This is a genomic window from Leptolyngbya subtilissima AS-A7 (assembly GCF_039962255.1).
GTDB lineage: Bacteria > Cyanobacteriota > Cyanobacteriia > Phormidesmidales > Phormidesmidaceae > Nodosilinea.
This window is the reverse complement of sequence record NZ_JAMPKY010000004.1, coordinates 269,492-286,278: the sequence shown is the minus strand read 5'-3', so window position 1 is coordinate 286,278 and position 16,787 is coordinate 269,492. Positions and strand designations below refer to the sequence as shown.

Below are 16,787 nucleotides of genomic sequence, written 5' to 3'. Positions count from 1 at the left end.
TTCTGTTTTAACGGTTATTGCCTGCCGCTATGGTTCAGACTCCTATCAAACCCAACTCCGCCGCCCCTGGGCCTACCCCCTCCAAGATGGAGGGCATTAAAGAGAACAGCCGCTTTTTGCGCGAGCCCGTAGCCAGCGAGCTGCTGCAAGACACCACGCACTTCTCCGAACAAGCCACTCAAATTCTCAAGTTCCACGGCTCGTATCAGCAAGACAACCGCGACAACCGCGCCAAGGGCCAAGAGAAGGACTACCAGATGATGCTGCGCACCCGCAACCCCGGCGGGTACCTCTCTCCTGAGCTCTATCTCACCCTCGATCGCCTGTCCGATGAGTACGGCAACGGCACCCTGCGGGCCACCACCCGCCAGGGCATACAGCTCCACGGCGTGCTGAAGCAAAACCTCAAGGCCACCATTGGCGCGATCGTGCGCAATATGGGCTCTACCCTAGGGGCCTGCGGCGACCTCAACCGCAACATCATGGCTCCCCCGGCCCCCTACAAAAACCGACCCGAGTACCGGCTGGCCCAGGAGTACGCCAACAACATCGCCGACCTGCTGCGGCCCCAAACCGGAGCCTACTACGAAATTTGGTTAGACGGTGAGAAGGCGGTCTCGGTCGAAGAGCACCCTGACGTAGTGGCGGCCCGCCAGCGCAACGGCAACGGTACCGTTGTGCACAACAGTGAAGAGCCGATCTACGGCACCTACTACATGCCCCGCAAATTCAAATGCGCGGTCACGGTGCCTGGCGACAATTCCGTTGATGCCTACACCCACGACGTCACTCTGGTGGTGATCACCGATCGCTCTGGGCAGCTGAAAGGCTTTAACGTGCTGGCTGGCGGCGGTCTAGGCCGTACCCACAACAAAGAAGAAACCTTTGCCCGCACGGCCGACGAAATTGGCTATGTCGACAAAGCCGATATCTACGACCTGATGAAGGCGATTGTTGCCACCCAGCGCGACTATGGCGATCGCCACGACCGCCGCCACGCCCGTATGAAGTACCTGATCCACGACTGGGGCGTCGATCGCTTCCGCCAGCAGGTTGAGACCTACTTAGGCAAGCCCCTCAAGCCCTTCAAAAAGCTGCCCAAGTGGACCTTTTATGACTACTTAGGCTGGCATGAGCAGGGCGACGGCAATTGGTTTGTCGGCATTCCTGTCGAAAACGGCCGCATTATCGACCGCCGCGAGGGCATTCAGCTCAAATCAGCGCTGAGGGAGATCGTGCAGCGATTCCACCTACCGATGCTGATCACCCCCAACCAGAGCGTACTCTTCTACGAGGTCAAGCCCGAAGATAAAGCTGAGATTCAGGCCATTCTCACCCGCCATGGGATAGCGAAAGAAACCGAGATCGACCCTCTGGTGCGCTACGCCATGGCCTGCCCGGCCTTGCCCCTGTGCGGCCTAGCGGTAACTGAGTCAGAGCGCATCATGCCCACGGTGCTCGGTCGCCTGCGTGCCCTGCTCACCAAACTGGGCCTAGAAGACGAGCACTTTGTCGTACGCATGACTGGCTGCCCCAACGGTTGCGCCCGCCCCTACATGGCCGAGTTGGGCTTGGTGGGCAGCGCTCCCGAGTCGTACCAGGTATGGCTGGGAGGTTCCCCTAACCAAACCCGACTAGCTCGCCCTTACCTGGAGCGCCTCCACGACAACGATGTCGACACCACCCTAGAGCCGCTGTTTGTGTTCTTCCGCGACGGGCGCAAAAAGGGCGAAAGCTTTGGGGATTTCTGCGATCGCGTCGGCTTTCAAGCCCTGCGGCAGTTTTCGGCCACCTACAACGCTGATCAATATACCCCACGGCACACCAAAGAAGGGCGGCACCGGCTGAGCATTTCCCACGATTTGTTCATGACCCTGCAATCCACCGCCGACAAAGAGGGGCGACCCATGGCGCAGGTAATGGCCGATGCCCTGGCGGTATATCTGCAAAAACCGGTACCTAGAGACTAGTGCGAAAAAAGGGGGGTGGATCATACAATCCACCCCCCTTTTTTTTCGCAAAATTGAGCGTCAAGGGGTCAGATGCCTATTGGGTTATGCCAGCGAGTTTTGCTAGCAATCTTGGGCATCTGACCCCTTAGTTTTTAGCCCACAGGTTGGCTGCGATCGGGCAGTATCCACACCAGTACAGGGCAGACCACCACGGTCATCAGGGTGACAGCAGCAATAATTTCGAGTCCGGCAACAAGAGCAGTGCTCATAACTAGGTTCGCCTCCCAAGGCAGAGAATGGTTGGCACGTTCCTTCGAGAAGATTTCTCTACTTCCGTCCTGTCAAGCTAGCGACATCAGACAGTGGACAGGATGAACGGTATCTTTCTTATCTACTCTTACAGTTTAACCAAAGTGCCTATTGAGAATAGGGCTTTTATTAATTCAAAACGGTTCGGATTGCCGACCTATTTAATTTTCTCGCGGCAACAGGAAACCTACTTTTTGCAATCGTCAATGTGGCTTTCCATATTAGGAGGAAAGAAAGGGTTTGGTACGGAAGTTTAACCCTACATCAGCTTTCAGCCTAATCCTTTGGCCCAATATGGCAGGGCTCCTGCCCAGTTAAAAGCTGACAGGGTTCTATGTATGTTGCGGCTGCGAAAATTACTAATTTTTAGGTAAGAAAATTTTTTCCATTCACCGACACAAATGGGCCGACAAGTGGATTAAAACCGGATAGTTTTGAGCAGCACAAATAGGAATTTGGTACCGCAGCGGCTGTCGCTGTGCGATCGCCCCTAGCCAAACTGCTTCTTGGCCGCTTCGTAGACCTCAACGGTAATCTGACTCATGCCCTGCTCTTGGGCAAACTTCTCGATTTTTTTGCGGGCGGCAGGGCGCACAAAGAAGGGAATCTCTTTGAGGCGGGCTTCAGCGTCGGCAGTCCATTCCATAGGTAGAGGCGCAATTTTGCATAGAGCTTCAAACTTCTTTACGATATCAGGGGTTAGAGACATTCTTTGCCCCAGGGGTTAATTTCGCGACGGTAGGGCTGTGAGCCCTGCTTACACTGCACAAATTTTCCCTGGATACAAGGAAGGCTAGACCTTAAAATCCTCTCGTCAGAGAGTTTTGGCCCTATGACTCCAATCGTGTTCTTTAAACAAGGAGATCGCAGTGATCAGGAAACTCTTACTCGTCATGCTAGCTGCCGTAATGACCACGCTGGTGGCAGTGGGCCTATCCTCCGAGGCCAAGGCTAATATTGTGGCCGAGCCGGTAGTCTACAACCTGGACGGGAAACCCTTTGAGGGCTATTTTGCCTTCAACCAAAACTTTGGTGAAACCCAGCCCCTGGTGCTGCTCATTCACGATCGCGATGGCCTAGGCGAATACGAGAAGCGCCGCACCCAAATGCTGGCTGAGCAGGGCTATGCGGCCTTTGCGGTCGACCTCTTTGGTCAGGGTGTGCGGCCTGCCAACCCCGACGAAGCGCGGGCTCAAACCAGCACGCTTTACGGCGATCGCGCTACCCTGCGTGCTCGTCTGATGGCTGGTCTTGCCCAAGCCCAGGCCCAGGCCGGAGTAGACAGCAGCCAAGTCGTGGCGATTGGCTACTGCTTTGGTGGGGCCGCCGTGCTCGAAATGGCCCGTGCTGGCATGGATGTAGATGGTTTTGTGTCGTTCCACGGCAGCTTTGATACCCCTGAAGGGCAAGACTATAGCCAAACCCAAGGCCGCATTCTGATTCTGCACGGCTCTGACGATAGCGCTGCTCCCATGGCCGATGTGGCCCAGCTGGCCACCGAACTCGACGCAGCTGAGGTGGACTTTGATATGGAAATCTACGGCGGGGTTGACCACGCCTTTACGATTTGGAGCGACGCCGATCGCTACGATGGCATCGCCGATCGCCGCTCATGGCAAACCCTAATGACTTTTTTGGGTGATGTTCTAGGCTGATGCTGTAGCGCGGACCATAGGCGCGATCGCTACCCTTTAGAGCAAAGCATCTTTTCAAAACACCGTAGGCTAAGCCCAGCCTGCGGTGTTTTTGCGTTTCCCAGAAACGTCTTTGGCTCAATAGAGGATTTGACGGTTTGCACTAGCAGAGTCAAATTTACCAACTATCAAGACTTGGTAGCGATTAGCTGAGTTTGGGAAAACTGGGCTGGAACAACCCCTTTTTTCAGCATTTTGGATTGCAAGGAGCCCCTATGATAGCTACCAAAACTCGGCATCGGTTGGTCACTCGCAGCGATTTTGATGGTCTCGTATGCGCCGTCCTAATGAAGGATATGGATCTAATTGATGACATCATGTTTGTGCATCCCAAAGACATGCAGGATGGCAAAGTTGACGTCAATTCCAACGATATCACTACTAACCTGCCCTACGTTGAAGGGGTGCATTTAGCGTTTGATCACCACTCTAGCGAAATGCTCCGTAATCAGGGACAGCGGGACAATCACATCATCGACCCGCAGGCTCCTTCGGCGGCGCGAGTCGTTTACAACTACTATGGCGGGGCCACCCGTTTTCCTGCTATTTCGAACGAAATGATGGTGGCAGTAGACCAGGCTGATTCAGCACAGTATGTCAAAGAAGAGGTGCTGCATCCCAATAATTGGACTCTTCTGAATTTTTTGATGGATGCGAGGACAGGATTAGGGCGGTTTAAAGATTTTCGAATTTCGAATTACAACCTGATGATGCAGTTGATTGACTACTGCAAAAATCACACAATTGCCGAGATCTTAGCTCTGCCAGATGTAAAAGAGCGGGTAGAGCTCTACTTTGCCCAAGAGCCTGAGTTCAAAGCCCAAATTTTGCGCTGCGCCACGGTTCACAACAACTTGGTCGTGCTTGATCTACGGCAAGAAACCGTGATTCATGCAGGCAATCGCTTTATGGTCTATGCTCTGTTTCCCCAGTGCAATATTTCAATTCATATGATGTGGGGATTGAAGCAGCAAAACACCGTGCTGGCAACGGGCAAATCCATTTTTAACCGCACCTCCAAAACTAATATCGGCGAACTCATGCTGAAGTATGGGGGAGGAGGGCACGATGCTGCTGGCACCTGCCAGGTTGAGAACGAGCGGGCCGAGCAGGTATTGGCAGACCTGGTTGCCCAAATTAACGCGGACGGCTAGAAAGGATCTAAGGGATATATTGATCTCGGCCACCTGCTACTGATTTAGCTGATTCAACCCATAGGTACAACAATCAGTAGCAGGTGTGCTTTGCCGCATCACTGAGCCCATACTCCCTTAGATCTCTTAGTCGCTTGCGACGGGAAAAACAAGTGCCGCCTTTTTCCGACCTATTCCACCACAAGAGATGGCTACGCTTCAGATAGGCCTTTACCGCTGTCGCTTTGGGTAAAACTATGGATCATTTTTCAACCCTGATATTGCTGCTGCGCGATCGCACTACCTTTCTAGAAGAAGTCCGCCAGGGCAAAAAGATTGAATCTAAAATTTTGTCGCTGCTGGTAGTCAGCTCGCTGTTTTTTGCTATCTATGGGGCCATTATTGGCTCGTCGAGCGGTTGGCAACAACTGCTGGTGTCGATGGTCAAGCTGCCGGCCCTCTACCTACTAACTCTGCTTATTTGCCTACCAACGCTATACTTTTTCGACATCTTATTTGGCTCCAAAGCTGACTTTAAACAGTATGCGGTGCTCAGCCTCACCACCGTTTCGGTAATCAGCGTTCTGCTGTTCAGCTTTGCGCCAGTGACGCTATTCTTTTTGGTCTCTATTCGCAGCTATCACTTCTTTTTGCTACTAAACGTCGCCATTTTTGGTCTTACCGGCTTCATTGGGGTGAGGCTGTTTTATGCAGGCATTCGCTCCGTGATGGATTTTACTGAAGATACGCCCCAGATTCGCAATCGGCTGCTGCTGTTTTGGCTGACGCTCTATGGGTTGGTGGGCAGCCAGTTGGGGTGGACCCTAAGACCCTTTTTCGGCTCCCCTGACCAGCCCTTTCAGCTGTTCCGTGAGGTAGAAGGCAACTTTTACTCCCAGGTGATTCGCAGCATTGCCGCCCTACTGTTTGGCAACTGATCAACCGCTACTGAACAGTCTGGGGGAATGGTTTCTTCCCCACCAAAGTCTATATTTCTGATTCATATTTTTAACTGACAATCTCTAATTTTACAGAGACGATGACCTCTGATTTGCAGGCGCTACGCATTACCCGATCTGAACTCGATCAGCTCACGGGTCTAGATATCGATGCGGTTTTTATGGGCAGAATGATTCGCCCTTCTGTATGGCGATCGCGGCGGCAACTGCTCTCCCTTTTTATTACAGAATGCTTGGTGCTGGGGACGATGTTTGTGGTTTGTCTGGGGCTCGGGCTGGTGCTGGTGAGCCAGCAGGAGGGCTTTGACCAGTTTGGTGCGCTGCTGCTGGGGATTGCTGGGGCGATCGCGCTTGGAGCTATCGCCTGGCACTTTTACCAATGGCAGCGCTCTAAAAGCTTCATCACCCTGGCGCGACTGCTGGATGAGTGCGATCGCCACAATGACATCATTCAAGCGCTACAAGTGATGGAGGAGTTGGATGTGGCGCAGGGCGCAGGCTCTCAAGGGTTGCAGAACAGTGAGATCTTGATTGCCCTCCAGTCCACCCGAGACAGTCTGACTTCAGCTCTGATGACCGAGAAAATTTTACGGCATCACCGAGCCCTGCTGGATCGACGCCAGGACTTGTTTACTACTATTGAGGCCAACCTGGTAACGCTGCAAACCCTCCAGGTCAATCACCAGGCTAGCGAATACCGACAGTTCTTGCAGGAGGCGCTAAACATTGGTCTCGCTGTGCAGCGAGAGATGGATGCTAATCCTTATCTGCCTCCCGACCATTAGGGGTGAACAGCGATCGCCTTGAAGGGATTAATACCAAATCTGTGAAATAGCTCTACAGACTGTGGATACCCTTAATTCCTGAGACTTTACCCATGCTACAGATGTTGCATCGGGATCAAGGTTCTGCGCCCCTAGCAGTTGTGATTGATGGCACTGCCTGCTGTGGACGCCTACTCCATCCGTTCTGCTAACTCCATCCAGCGTTCAGTGGAGGAATCGATGGTAGCGGTGAGTTCGCCCAATCGCTCAGACAACTTTGTCACCTCGCTGTAGTCACTGGGCGGGTTACCGTAAAGCTGCTTTTCTAGCGCTTCTTTTTCGGCTTCCATCGCGGGAATTTGGGTTTCTAGCTGCTCATATTCTCGCTTTTCTTTGTAGGAAAGCTTTTTGGCTTTGGCATCGGGGGTTGGTTCTACCTTAGCTATCGTCGCAGACGCAGCGGCCTGGGCCTTGCTAGCAGCGGCCTGTTTTCCGTTTTCCTTCTGAGTGTCTGAGGCCGCTTTCTTGTGGTCCAAATATACTGAGTAGTTGCCGGGATAATTTCGCAGTACGCCATTGCCTTCAAAAGCGAAGATGGTGTTGACGGTGCGATCGAGAAAATAGCGATCGTGGGAAACCACAATCACGCATCCGTTGAACTCCTCCAGATATTCTTCCAGCACGCCGAGAGTCTGCACGTCGAGGTCGTTGGTGGGCTCGTCGAGAATCAGCAGGTTGGGGGCCGAGAGCAGCACCCGCAGCAAAAACAGCCGCCGTCGCTCGCCACCAGAAAGCTTCTCTAAAGGAGAGTATTGCTGGTTAGAGGTGAACAAAAACCGCTCCAGCATTTGAGAAGCGGTGATTACGCTGCCGTCGTTGGTGGTGACCAGTTCGGCGGTTTCTTTGAGATATTCGATCACCCGCTGGCTGGGGTTAGCGAACAGGTCTTCGGAATGCTGGTCGAAGTAGCCGACGTGAATGGTGGTGCCAATATCGACGGTGCCGGTGTCGGGCTCTAGCCGCCCGGTAATCACGTTCATTAGAGTCGATTTGCCGACGCCGTTGGGGCCAATGATGCCGATGCGCTCGTCTGGAGCAAAAGCGTAGGTGAAATCTTTAAATAAGAGGCGATCTTCGTAGCTTTTGGAGACATTCTCCAGCTCAATCACCTTCTTACCGATACGGCGACCGACGGTGGAAATATCCACCTTGCCAAGGGATTCTTTAAACTCGCGGTTTTGCATGTCGCCGATGCGATCAATACGGGCTTTTTGTTTGGTGCTGCGGGCCTTGGGGCCGCGCTTGAGCCATTCCAGCTCGCGGCGCAACACCCCAGCGTGCTTTTTCTGGGTGCTCTGGTCGGCGGCTTCAGCTAATGCCTTTTTCTCCAAGTAATAGGCGTAGTTACCCGCGTAGCCGTAGAGATCGCCGCGATCGATTTCAAGAATGCGGTTGGTGACCTGGTCGAGAAAGTAGCGATCGTGGGTGATCAGCAGTAGAGCACCGCGAAAGCCGCTGAGGTAGCTTTGCAGCCACTCCACCGATTCGGCATCGAGGTGGTTGGTAGGCTCGTCCATCAGCAGGGCGTCGGGGTCGGCGAGCAGGGCAGCGGCAATCGCAACCCGCTTCCGATACCCGCCCGACAAATCGCCCACCTTGGCGTCAAAGTCATCAATGCCCAAGCGGCTAAGAATGGCCTTGGCGTTGGTCTCTAGATCCCAGCCATCGGCAGCGGCAATTTTTTCAGACACCGTTGAGAGCTTGGCCATGAGGGCATCGGCGTCGCCTGTGCCCTGTGCCATATGGTGCGAGATATCTTCGTACTCGCGAATCAGCGCCATCTGCTCGCCCGCGTCGACAAAGACCTGCTCTAGGACGGTGCGATCGGCCTCAAAATCGGGCTGCTGGGGCAGGTAGACGATCTTGGCCCCGGGGTTGACCCAAAAGTCACCGCCGTCGAAGGGCTCTAGCCCGGCAATCATCTTCAACAGGGTCGATTTGCCCGAGCCGTTGGTGCCGATGAGGCCCACCTTGTCGCCCTCATCCAGGCTAAAGCTGGCATCGCGGAGAATTTCCTTGATGCCAAAGTCTTTGGTGGCGGAGCGCAAAGTAAACAGAGTCATGGGCAGCCGGGTCATGAACCATTAGATCATAGTCCCTAGAGTATGCTGGCGGGGGAAGTTAGCAGTTATGCAGCCTCACTGAGTACGATGGCTAATGATGAAATCTCATATAGCCTGAGCCACCATGCTGAGCTAAGACTAGCTGAGCGCAAAATCGAATGGGCTTGGGTTGCACTTACGATTGCAGAGCCGACTCTGGTTGAGTCTCATCCAGAAGACCCCACATGCCAGTGTGTCTACCGGGCAATACCAGAGGCTGGTGGACGGGTGCAGACTATGAATATTGAATATGACTCCGACGTTGATGCTCTTTACCTACGCTTGGCTGAGGGTGAAATTGTAGAGTCAGACTCAATAGAACCCAATGTGGTGTACGACTATGCTGCCGACGACCGGGTGATTGGAGTTGAGCTTTTGAGGGTAAGCGCTAACCTACCAGGGTTGGCCGTTAGAGCATTCCCGTTTCGGAGCCTAGAGCAGCAGGTGGAATTTATGCGCTTTTTAGAAGCGATCGCCGATACCGACCTGCAAGCAAAGCTCGCCTTCGCTAGACAAATTTTGCAAAACCAACAGGCTTTGCTGCAAAGCGCCTGAAGTTGGTTAATCTTCTAGTCTTCTAGTTACGATTGCGCAGAGGAAGATTCCTGAGAAACAGCACCCCCAATCAGTTGTGGGAGCAGCAGCCCCGATCGCGCCTTGTAATCTGCAAATTCTGGATAGCGCGATAGTGATTCGTCCTTTTTGCGCATGTTGGGCACAAACAGCACGGCCGCGACCAGCCCCAAAATGACAAAGGGCAGCCAGTGCATCGCTAGCAGGGCAAAGGATAGATAAATCAGAATTTCGCCCAAGTAGTTGGTGTTGCGGCAGCGGGCAAACAGACCTTCGGTAATTAGCCCCGGTTGATACTTGAGGGTGAAGTATTTTTGGGCATCGCTGGCGTAGTGGAGAAACACGCCGAGGATGTTGAGGGCGATCGCCCCTGCAACCAAAGGCAACGGCGGCTCCACACCCCGGCTAACAAGCAAAAAGGGCGCTACCCAGTAGAGGCTGACGAACCCAAAGCCAAAAATTCCGGTGGCTAGGGGAATGGTTTGCTCCCACTGCTTGTCGGGATAGAGGCGATCTTTTAGCAGCCACACCATGCCGTAGGTGCCGTGGAGCGCCAGATAAATCCATGGCCCCAGGCCAAAGTTTTGGTAAGCCACCATCAGAGCCACGACAAAAAGAGCCGTAGTGCCTTTGTGGAGGTTAATGACGTGCTTTATTTTCATTGCAGTGTCCCTAGATGGCTTCACTATCGTAGCGATGACGAAAATATATCGCTAGGCGGAACAAGGCATACCCCTCGCGCCGATAGGCTAAAGCCACCGCAGGGATGGCCTAAAGGGTCCATTTTCTAGCGAAGATTCTCTCCGCCAAGACTACGAGATTTTCCTATGACGTTATTTTCCTGGTTCCGCTGCGATCGCATGGGACGACGCTTGCTGATGGTTGGGTTGGCCTGTTTCCTCAGCCTGACTAGTTTTTTAACCATTGCTGTACAGCCGAGTTTGGCCCAAATTCCTTTCGATTCAAAAGAGGCCCACGGTCAAACTAAAGACCAACTCACGGGTCGCACCGAGGGCAAACCGCTGAGTGCCGAAGAACGGTTAAACCGGGCCTATGACATGAGCGAAGCGACAGGCATACGAGAAGAAATGCGCCAGGCTGAGGGCAAAGTTGACCCTGAAGAGGACAATGAAAGCTTGGTTGAAAAGGCCACAGATGCCGTTAAGCGAGTTACGGGGGCATCAGGTAAATCGAACTGAAAGTGTGATCAACTAACCGCTGATGCCCAAGCATCAGCGGTTACAGCCCCTAGCCTGCTTTTGGGGCGGGCATGGTGTTGCTGATGGAATAGGGATTGTAACGAAAATTAGTGGCACGTCCTGGTGCTCTGTCAATGCTGAAATTTAGAATTTGCCTATCTTTCGGCATTGTTTTTTAGTGGTGCATTGCTTTGCATTGGCGGAGCCTCGCCTCAGCGTTATCGATCCTACGGACCTATCGTAGTGATGAAGTTGGTGTAGGGGCTAGAACCAGGCACATCAGCGCACCTCCTGCACCCATCGGGTGAGCACGCGCATGAGCTTGCCAGAGCTGTGAGGCATGACGATGCTCCACTCGCTGACGTGGGCAAAGCCGCGCAGATGAAGCGTTTGCACAATAGTTTCGATGCCCTGAGCGCTGCCAATCACCATCAGCTGCACAGGCTCACGACTTTCAACAGGCAAATCAGCAGATTGTGGCATAGCAGTAGAAGCAAGGAAAGCAGAGTGGCGAAGGTGGGAAGTGGCATTGGCAAGCGAATGGTTAGCTTGTGGCATGGCAATAACAATGTTGACGTTTTGGCAGCATAAACGAATGCTGACAGATTGGCAACATAGACGAGCTTAGCCCCCTCTGCCAAAATTTGGGCATGGGAAGGGCAGGCAGCGCGCTACGGCAGGTTTTGGAGATCTACGGCATTAGCCAAAACAAGCTGGCGGTGACGATGGGCACAGATCGCGCCAACGTGAATCGTTGGGTAAAGGAATTGCGTGATCCATCAGGGGAAATTATTTTTGAAATTAAAAAGGCTCTAATGCAGCTCAACAAAGAAGCTGCTGATGAGTTTGTGCGTATATATTTAGGTGAAGGAGGTTAGATGTCTTAGTTTCTTGTAGTAAAACATCTTTCGGATTTTCAAAATTTAGACCTTAAGCTCGCAGAACTAAATCTTGGAAACCTGTTGAGAATAGCTAAATATCGAACTTTAGTGTTCAGCCATAGCACTCTAGAAGGCAATCACAAAAGGGTAATTTTTGTCTATGAACGATCGAATTAACACTGATTCAGAATTTCCTTTCTTTCTTCAGTCATATGGCAATCTAAAAGATCATATAGATAGCCAGCTTTCTGAACTTAGTAGCACTGATAAAGGCAGAATTTTCTCAGAGCTTTCAAGTAGATTAATGCTCCTATCTCCGATAGGTCAGAATTATGATCAGCCGAAGCAAAACGAAAAATTAACTCATGACGATGGTGTAGATTTTTTCGCCACATCCTTGGAAGGCGGCAATTTATACTGTCAAGCAAAATTTACTGTTCCTAGCGTCAAAGAATTTGATTCAATAATCTCTAAATTCCATGACTACTACAGGAAATTAAGCTCTCAACGTCCCGATATTCACCAAGGCTCGATATTTGAATTAATTGGAAATCATGAGAACCAACCTTTGTTTTTAGGAGGTCAAGAGCAAAATCCAGCATTTATGATAGTGACTCTGAGTAATATAACAAAAAATATTGTACCTAAATATCTCAACAGCTCATACGCCTCCAAAGATTTCTTCTTAGCATTGAAGAGGTTAGGAGGTATTGAGATAATCGATGGACCAGAAATATTGAATCTACTCAAAACCGCTTATACCAAAGCTTTTGAATTACCATCAAATCTCAATATATCTTTTACGACCAAACCGATTCATCAAGATAATGTTTATATAGGTGTTGTTACTGGACTAGAACTTAAAAAGCATTACGATAAATTTGGAGACTCTATATTTCTTGAAAACATTCGCGATTTCCTGGGGTTTGACAAAGGAGACAGAAAAGACAGAGCATCTGTTAATAATGCCATCCTTGATACTGTAAACAGTGAACCAGAAAAAATGCTCTCCAGAAACAATGGAATAACATTTAAGGCTGAATCTGTTAGTGCTGGAGAGAGTAAAAGTTGTCTTACGCTAAAAAAAGCAAGTATTGTGAATGGCTGTCAAACTACTATGGCTCTTGTAAAGAATGCGAGTTCTAATGCAAGCGTTTTAGTTAAAATCGTTGAAACAAAAGATTCATGGGATATCGCTAAATCTGCCAACTTCCAGAATGAAGTTAAGCAAATAGAACTAGATTTAGCAAGATATATTAGGCCGCAAACAATTAAAAAAGCAGTTACGGAGCATGGAATTGGCTTAAGCCTTGATCAAGGTTCTCCTAATTCCATACTAGACACTCTAAATGTTGTATACAAAGAGCAAGTAGCTTATAATCAAGCGTATGCGCTTTTTATAGGCTTTTTTAGTAAGAATGTAAGTAATGTCCTCAGACCTAACTACACAGAACTGAGAAACAATATTCTGAATGAATTTACATTCGAGGATCCAGATGGCCAAAAAACATATCAGTTTTTAATAGATCTGATGGTGACGTCGGAGAAAGCTCGAAAAAGAATTTTGAATCTTAAGAGCAAAACATCGGACAACCTGCTTTTAGAGTTTCAAAGATTTTTCGCTGATGAAAATACAAGATACCACAGCATAATAACTGTGCTGGCTTCATGTTGTTCTGTTCGAAAAAATATATATGACCAGAGGTTGGTTTCCAAGTTTGACGACCTGTCATCATTTTTCAATGATGTATCAATTGTCATAAGCAACAATGAGGAAGAGTATATACAAGCTTACGTAGAAGGTTTCAAAACCGTAATGCAATGCATAATTGCAACTAACAAGGATATTATAGAAATCAAGAAAGATATGAACTCACTTGTGAGAAACTTAAAGTTTGCAAATGTATACTCTATGGTTTTGTCAGCCTTAGATATGATGAGTGCCTAGAGTATTCATGCAATTGATAAAATGTGGCATACAAATATTGCTATAAAACCCAAGCTTTAGATAGAAAAGCATAAATCATCTGTCTTTTTAGCTAGAGATACAATGTAATAGATAGTTCCTTCAGGAAAACTACGGTGCTTATAAACGCGCCATTTCAATGTAACCTTCGGCAGCTGGGCTCATTGCAGCATCTCAGAGTATCAAAGAAATTCAAAGAATCTTATGGCTCTGATCTGATCGCAAATATCTGGGCTGCCCAGCCGAAAGAACATCCTCAGCCTTGAGTATCAGTTCTGGAAATATCGCAGATTTTAGCGCTTCCTCTGACCTAAATAAGCTCACCTGGTACTCACCCTCTACCAGCGTGTAGATCGAAATTGTGGGCTGCTTGGGGTGACCAATATAGCGAGTGCCGCGTAGCCCCTAATAATCCACAATCCAATATTCTGGAATGCCCAACGTCTCGTACTCAGCAAGCTTGATTAAATAATCTTCCTGCCAGTTTTTGCTGACAATCTTAATCACCAGCGGGACTGGAACCGCCAACACCGCAAGAAAAGTCTGGGTTCAGTTGGGACTCTTTCCATAAAGAGCGGTAGCTCCGTTCCAGGGTTAGCACAGGCAAGATTTACTAAGCTTGGCCATTGGCTACTAGCCATACGTAGGCCAGTACGCCTAATGCGGCTACCCCAGCCAGAGCCTCGCCCTGCTGGTTGATAAAGGTTTGCGCGATCGCCCACGAGTCGCGCAACAGCTGTCGCCGGGTTTGGCCCAGCTCAACCATCAGCGCCTTAACTTCAGCATCAACCTCTTTAATGGTCAGCTCGTCGCGCTGGTAGGCGGCTTCGACCTCGTCTAGCTTGCGCCAGTAGTCTCGGGTGGCACCCATCAAATCGGGAAGCATTGGTTAACTTTTGTAACAGCGTTATTGACAGTTTAACGCTGCCCCAATTTTGAGGGGTCTGTAGAAAGGAGTAGGGCCAGGTTAGGCCTTTGCAGCTTCGATCGGTTTCTCTACTACCTTCTCTGGCGCAGGCGCGGGTATCAGCTCAGTAGCAGCTACAGCTGCCTCATCGCCGTGGGCCTCATAAAACACCAGGGCCGCTTTCACCTGAGCTTCAGAAAGGCCGTACTCCTCTGCAATCTGCTCCGTTGACCAGTCCCACTCGGTGGCCGCCATCACCACAGTTCGCACATGAATGCTGGTGCCGTGCACCACAGGCACCCAGCTATTCTCGGCATCAGAGCGGAAGGCAATGTCTGGAAAGGCCGGGTCAGGTTCCATCAGGGCGCAGTGGGTTTCTTTTTGCAGCGAGGCTAAAACCGTATTCACGAGCTGCCAACGGTCCTCGACAGAGAGTTGCAGAACCTGGTCTTGTAATTCGTGGAGCGTCATAGATGTGAGCGTAGGTGCGGGTTGAACACCTCTATTAAACTGCAAATGCTGGGCCGGGTCTTGTCTGCGGTTGGCCACCCCAAGGGCTCAGGGCAACTGGTTTATGCTGATAGAGGTACCTCTCGCCCGCAGGAGAGGTTTGTTAAGCCCCCTTTCTCTGTTGTTGCGCTATGTTTGCCACCACCGCCCCGCCGCTGCCCGTCAACCGCGATCGCATTCGCCCAGCCATTCAATCTTTGCAAGATCAGTTGGTCACTTGGCGGCGCGGTCTGCACCAGCGGCCTGAGCTGGGGTTCAAAGAGTGGCTGACCGCCGACTTTATTTGCGAGCAGCTCAGCCAGTGGGGCATTGACCACCAGCGCAACATTGCTCAAACCGGCGTGGCAGCGGTGATTGAGGGTACCCGACCCGGCCCTGTGTTGGGCATTCGCGCCGATATGGATGCCCTACCTATTCAAGAAGAAAACACGGTGCCCTACTGCTCGCAGCACGACGGAGTGATGCACGCCTGCGGGCACGATGGCCATGTGGCGATCGCCCTGGGCACAGCCTACTATCTCTCCACCCACCATGACTTTGCGGGCACCGTCAAAATGATCTTTCAGCCCGCTGAAGAGGGACCGGGGGGCGCCAAACCCATGATTGAAGCTGGGGTGCTCAAGAACCCCGACGTTGATGCCATGATTGGCCTCCACCTGTGGAACAACCTGCCTTTGGGCACTGTGGGAGTGCGCACCGGGGCGCTGATGGCGGCGTCAGAATTTTTTACCTGCACAGTACAGGGCAAAGGGGGCCACGGCGCGCTGCCGCACCAAACGGTGGATTCCATCGTAGTCGGGTCGCAGATCGTCAACGCCTTGCAAACCATTGTGGCCCGCAACATCGACCCCACCAAGTCGGCGGTGGTCACCGTCGGTCAATTCCATGCTGGTAAGGCCCAAAACGTGATTGCCGACAGCGCCACCTTTGGCGGCACCGTGCGCTACTTTGATCCCGCCTATGCTGACTACTTTGCCCCTCGCATGGAGCAGATTATTGCAGGCATTTGTCAGGCCCATGGAGCCAGCTATAGCCTCGACTACCGAGCGCTGTACCCGCCTGTGATCAACGATGCGGGGATGGCAGATTTGGTGCGATCGGTAGCTTTGGCGGTAGTTGAAACCCCGGCGGGAGTGGTGCCCGACTGCCACACCATGGGCGGCGAAGACATGGCCTTTTTCTTACAGGAAGTGCCGGGCTGCTACTTCTTTTTAGGCTCTGCCAACTCTGACAAAGCGCTGGCCTACCCCCACCACCACCCTCGCTTTGACTTCGATGAAACGGCCTTGGGGTTGGGGGTGGAGATGTTTGTGCGCTGTGTAGAAGCGTATTTTGGTGAGGGGCCAAATCTGTAAGGAGATTAGGAGAAACACTATGGCGATCGCCGGAAGCTGCCACTGCGGAAGGACGGCCTTTCGTATCGAGGGCGATATTCCAGAACAACTGACTCGATGCACTTGCTCGTTCTGCTCCAAACGTGGCGCACTGTGGGCGTATTACCAGCCAGATCAATTTCAGGTAGTAACCCCAACAGACGATGCAGTTTACCGTTGGCAGTCAAAACTTGTGGCGCATCATTTCTGCCCAACCTGCGGGTGTGGCACGTTTTCCGACAGCCCAGCCTTTGAACTAGATGGAAGCTGGGACAAGAGCAGTCGCCGCATCGGAGTTAATGCCCGTCTGTTCGATGACTTTGATGCAGAGGAGGCACCTGTCGTAGTTATTGATGGCAAAAACCTTTGGTAGCTGCTGCGTAAAAACTTTGCCTTATCTGTGCT

The 16,787-nt window shown here is 51.3% G+C and carries 18 protein-coding genes and 1 riboswitch; of the genes, 11 read left to right on the top strand and 7 right to left on the bottom strand.

The window, feature by feature from the left end:
- The first annotated feature begins 29 nt into the window (after positions 1 to 29).
- Complete coding sequence (gene sir, locus NC979_RS10935) at positions 30 to 1,970, top strand: sulfite reductase, ferredoxin dependent (RefSeq protein ID WP_190520562.1); 1,941 nt, start codon at positions 30 to 32, stop codon at positions 1,968 to 1,970.
- A 284-nt stretch (positions 1,971 to 2,254) separates the two neighbouring features.
- A riboswitch (Glutamine riboswitch) is annotated at positions 2,255 to 2,332 on the bottom strand.
- Between the two features lie 419 nt (positions 2,333 to 2,751).
- On the opposite strand, the gene NC979_RS10930 is transcribed toward sir, so the two are convergent.
- Positions 2,752 to 2,970, bottom strand: a complete 219-nt coding sequence (locus tag NC979_RS10930; protein WP_313887271.1) for a PCP reductase family protein — start codon at positions 2,968 to 2,970, stop codon at positions 2,752 to 2,754.
- Between the two features lie 160 nt (positions 2,971 to 3,130).
- Between NC979_RS10930 and NC979_RS10925 the strand changes: the two genes are divergently transcribed.
- The 4 genes from NC979_RS10925 (at position 3,131) to NC979_RS10910 (ending at position 6,832) form a co-directional block, all read left to right on the top strand.
- Positions 3,131 to 3,916, top strand: coding sequence for a dienelactone hydrolase family protein (locus NC979_RS10925; RefSeq protein ID WP_348253574.1), 786 nt, complete (start codon positions 3,131 to 3,133; stop codon positions 3,914 to 3,916).
- A gap of 254 nt (positions 3,917 to 4,170) precedes the next feature.
- The gene (locus NC979_RS10920) at positions 4,171 to 5,109 is read left to right on the top strand and encodes an exopolyphosphatase (RefSeq protein WP_190520558.1); all 939 of its coding nucleotides are present in this window, start codon (positions 4,171 to 4,173) and stop codon (positions 5,107 to 5,109) included.
- A gap of 236 nt (positions 5,110 to 5,345) precedes the next feature.
- Positions 5,346 to 6,026 (top strand): actin-binding WH2 domain-containing protein, encoded by a 681-nt coding sequence (locus NC979_RS10915; protein ID WP_190520556.1) that lies wholly within the window; start codon positions 5,346 to 5,348, stop codon positions 6,024 to 6,026.
- 101 nt (positions 6,027 to 6,127) lie between these two features.
- Entirely contained in the window at positions 6,128 to 6,832 is a 705-nt protein-coding gene (locus NC979_RS10910) for a hypothetical protein (protein WP_190520555.1), read from the top strand.
- Between the two features lie 170 nt (positions 6,833 to 7,002).
- On the opposite strand, the gene NC979_RS10905 is transcribed toward NC979_RS10910, so the two are convergent.
- Positions 7,003 to 8,934, bottom strand: a complete 1,932-nt coding sequence (locus NC979_RS10905; RefSeq protein WP_190520553.1) for an ABC-F family ATP-binding cassette domain-containing protein — start codon at positions 8,932 to 8,934, stop codon at positions 7,003 to 7,005.
- A 42-nt stretch (positions 8,935 to 8,976) separates the two neighbouring features.
- On the opposite strand from NC979_RS10905, the gene NC979_RS10900 reads away from it, so the two are divergent.
- Positions 8,977 to 9,528, top strand: coding sequence for a DUF2283 domain-containing protein (locus tag NC979_RS10900; protein WP_347403947.1), 552 nt, complete (start codon positions 8,977 to 8,979; stop codon positions 9,526 to 9,528).
- 26 nt (positions 9,529 to 9,554) lie between these two features.
- On the opposite strand, the gene NC979_RS10895 is transcribed toward NC979_RS10900, so the two are convergent.
- Positions 9,555 to 10,208, bottom strand: a complete 654-nt coding sequence (locus NC979_RS10895; protein WP_190520548.1) for a methyltransferase family protein — start codon at positions 10,206 to 10,208, stop codon at positions 9,555 to 9,557.
- A 165-nt stretch (positions 10,209 to 10,373) separates the two neighbouring features.
- Between NC979_RS10895 and NC979_RS10890 the strand changes: the two genes are divergently transcribed.
- Complete coding sequence (locus tag NC979_RS10890; RefSeq protein WP_190520546.1) at positions 10,374 to 10,745, top strand: hypothetical protein; 372 nt, start codon at positions 10,374 to 10,376, stop codon at positions 10,743 to 10,745.
- Between the two features lie 279 nt (positions 10,746 to 11,024).
- On the opposite strand, the gene NC979_RS10885 is transcribed toward NC979_RS10890, so the two are convergent.
- Positions 11,025 to 11,228, bottom strand: coding sequence for a hypothetical protein (locus NC979_RS10885; RefSeq protein ID WP_190520543.1), 204 nt, complete (start codon positions 11,226 to 11,228; stop codon positions 11,025 to 11,027).
- A gap of 167 nt (positions 11,229 to 11,395) precedes the next feature.
- Here NC979_RS10885 and NC979_RS10880 point away from each other — a divergent pair, with 167 nt between their 5' ends.
- Both NC979_RS10880 and NC979_RS10875 read left to right on the top strand, forming a co-directional pair.
- Positions 11,396 to 11,623, top strand: a complete 228-nt coding sequence (locus NC979_RS10880; protein ID WP_190520541.1) for a helix-turn-helix domain-containing protein — start codon at positions 11,396 to 11,398, stop codon at positions 11,621 to 11,623.
- A 163-nt stretch (positions 11,624 to 11,786) separates the two neighbouring features.
- Entirely contained in the window at positions 11,787 to 13,574 is a 1,788-nt protein-coding gene (locus NC979_RS10875; RefSeq protein ID WP_190520539.1) for an AIPR family protein, read from the top strand.
- 423 nt (positions 13,575 to 13,997) lie between these two features.
- Here NC979_RS10875 and NC979_RS25360 read toward each other — a convergent pair whose 3' ends face one another.
- The 3 genes from NC979_RS25360 to NC979_RS10860 all read right to left on the bottom strand — a co-directional run bounded on the left by NC979_RS25360 (position 13,998) and on the right by NC979_RS10860 (position 14,970).
- A complete protein-coding gene (locus NC979_RS25360; protein WP_242024067.1) occupies positions 13,998 to 14,120 on the bottom strand; it encodes a Uma2 family endonuclease in 123 nt (40 codons plus the stop codon).
- Between the two features lie 85 nt (positions 14,121 to 14,205).
- Entirely contained in the window at positions 14,206 to 14,478 is a 273-nt protein-coding gene (locus tag NC979_RS10865) for a hypothetical protein (protein WP_190520538.1), read from the bottom strand.
- Between the two features lie 81 nt (positions 14,479 to 14,559).
- Positions 14,560 to 14,970 (bottom strand): DUF433 domain-containing protein, encoded by a 411-nt coding sequence (locus NC979_RS10860; RefSeq protein WP_190520536.1) that lies wholly within the window; start codon positions 14,968 to 14,970, stop codon positions 14,560 to 14,562.
- A gap of 170 nt (positions 14,971 to 15,140) precedes the next feature.
- Between NC979_RS10860 and NC979_RS10855 the strand changes: the two genes are divergently transcribed.
- Together NC979_RS10855 and NC979_RS10850 are read left to right on the top strand one after the other, a co-directional pair.
- Positions 15,141 to 16,364, top strand: a complete 1,224-nt coding sequence (locus NC979_RS10855) for a M20 metallopeptidase family protein (protein WP_190520534.1) — start codon at positions 15,141 to 15,143, stop codon at positions 16,362 to 16,364.
- A gap of 19 nt (positions 16,365 to 16,383) precedes the next feature.
- Positions 16,384 to 16,755, top strand: a complete 372-nt coding sequence (locus NC979_RS10850) for a GFA family protein (RefSeq protein ID WP_190520533.1) — start codon at positions 16,384 to 16,386, stop codon at positions 16,753 to 16,755.
- The last annotated feature ends 32 nt before the right edge of the window (positions 16,756 to 16,787 follow it).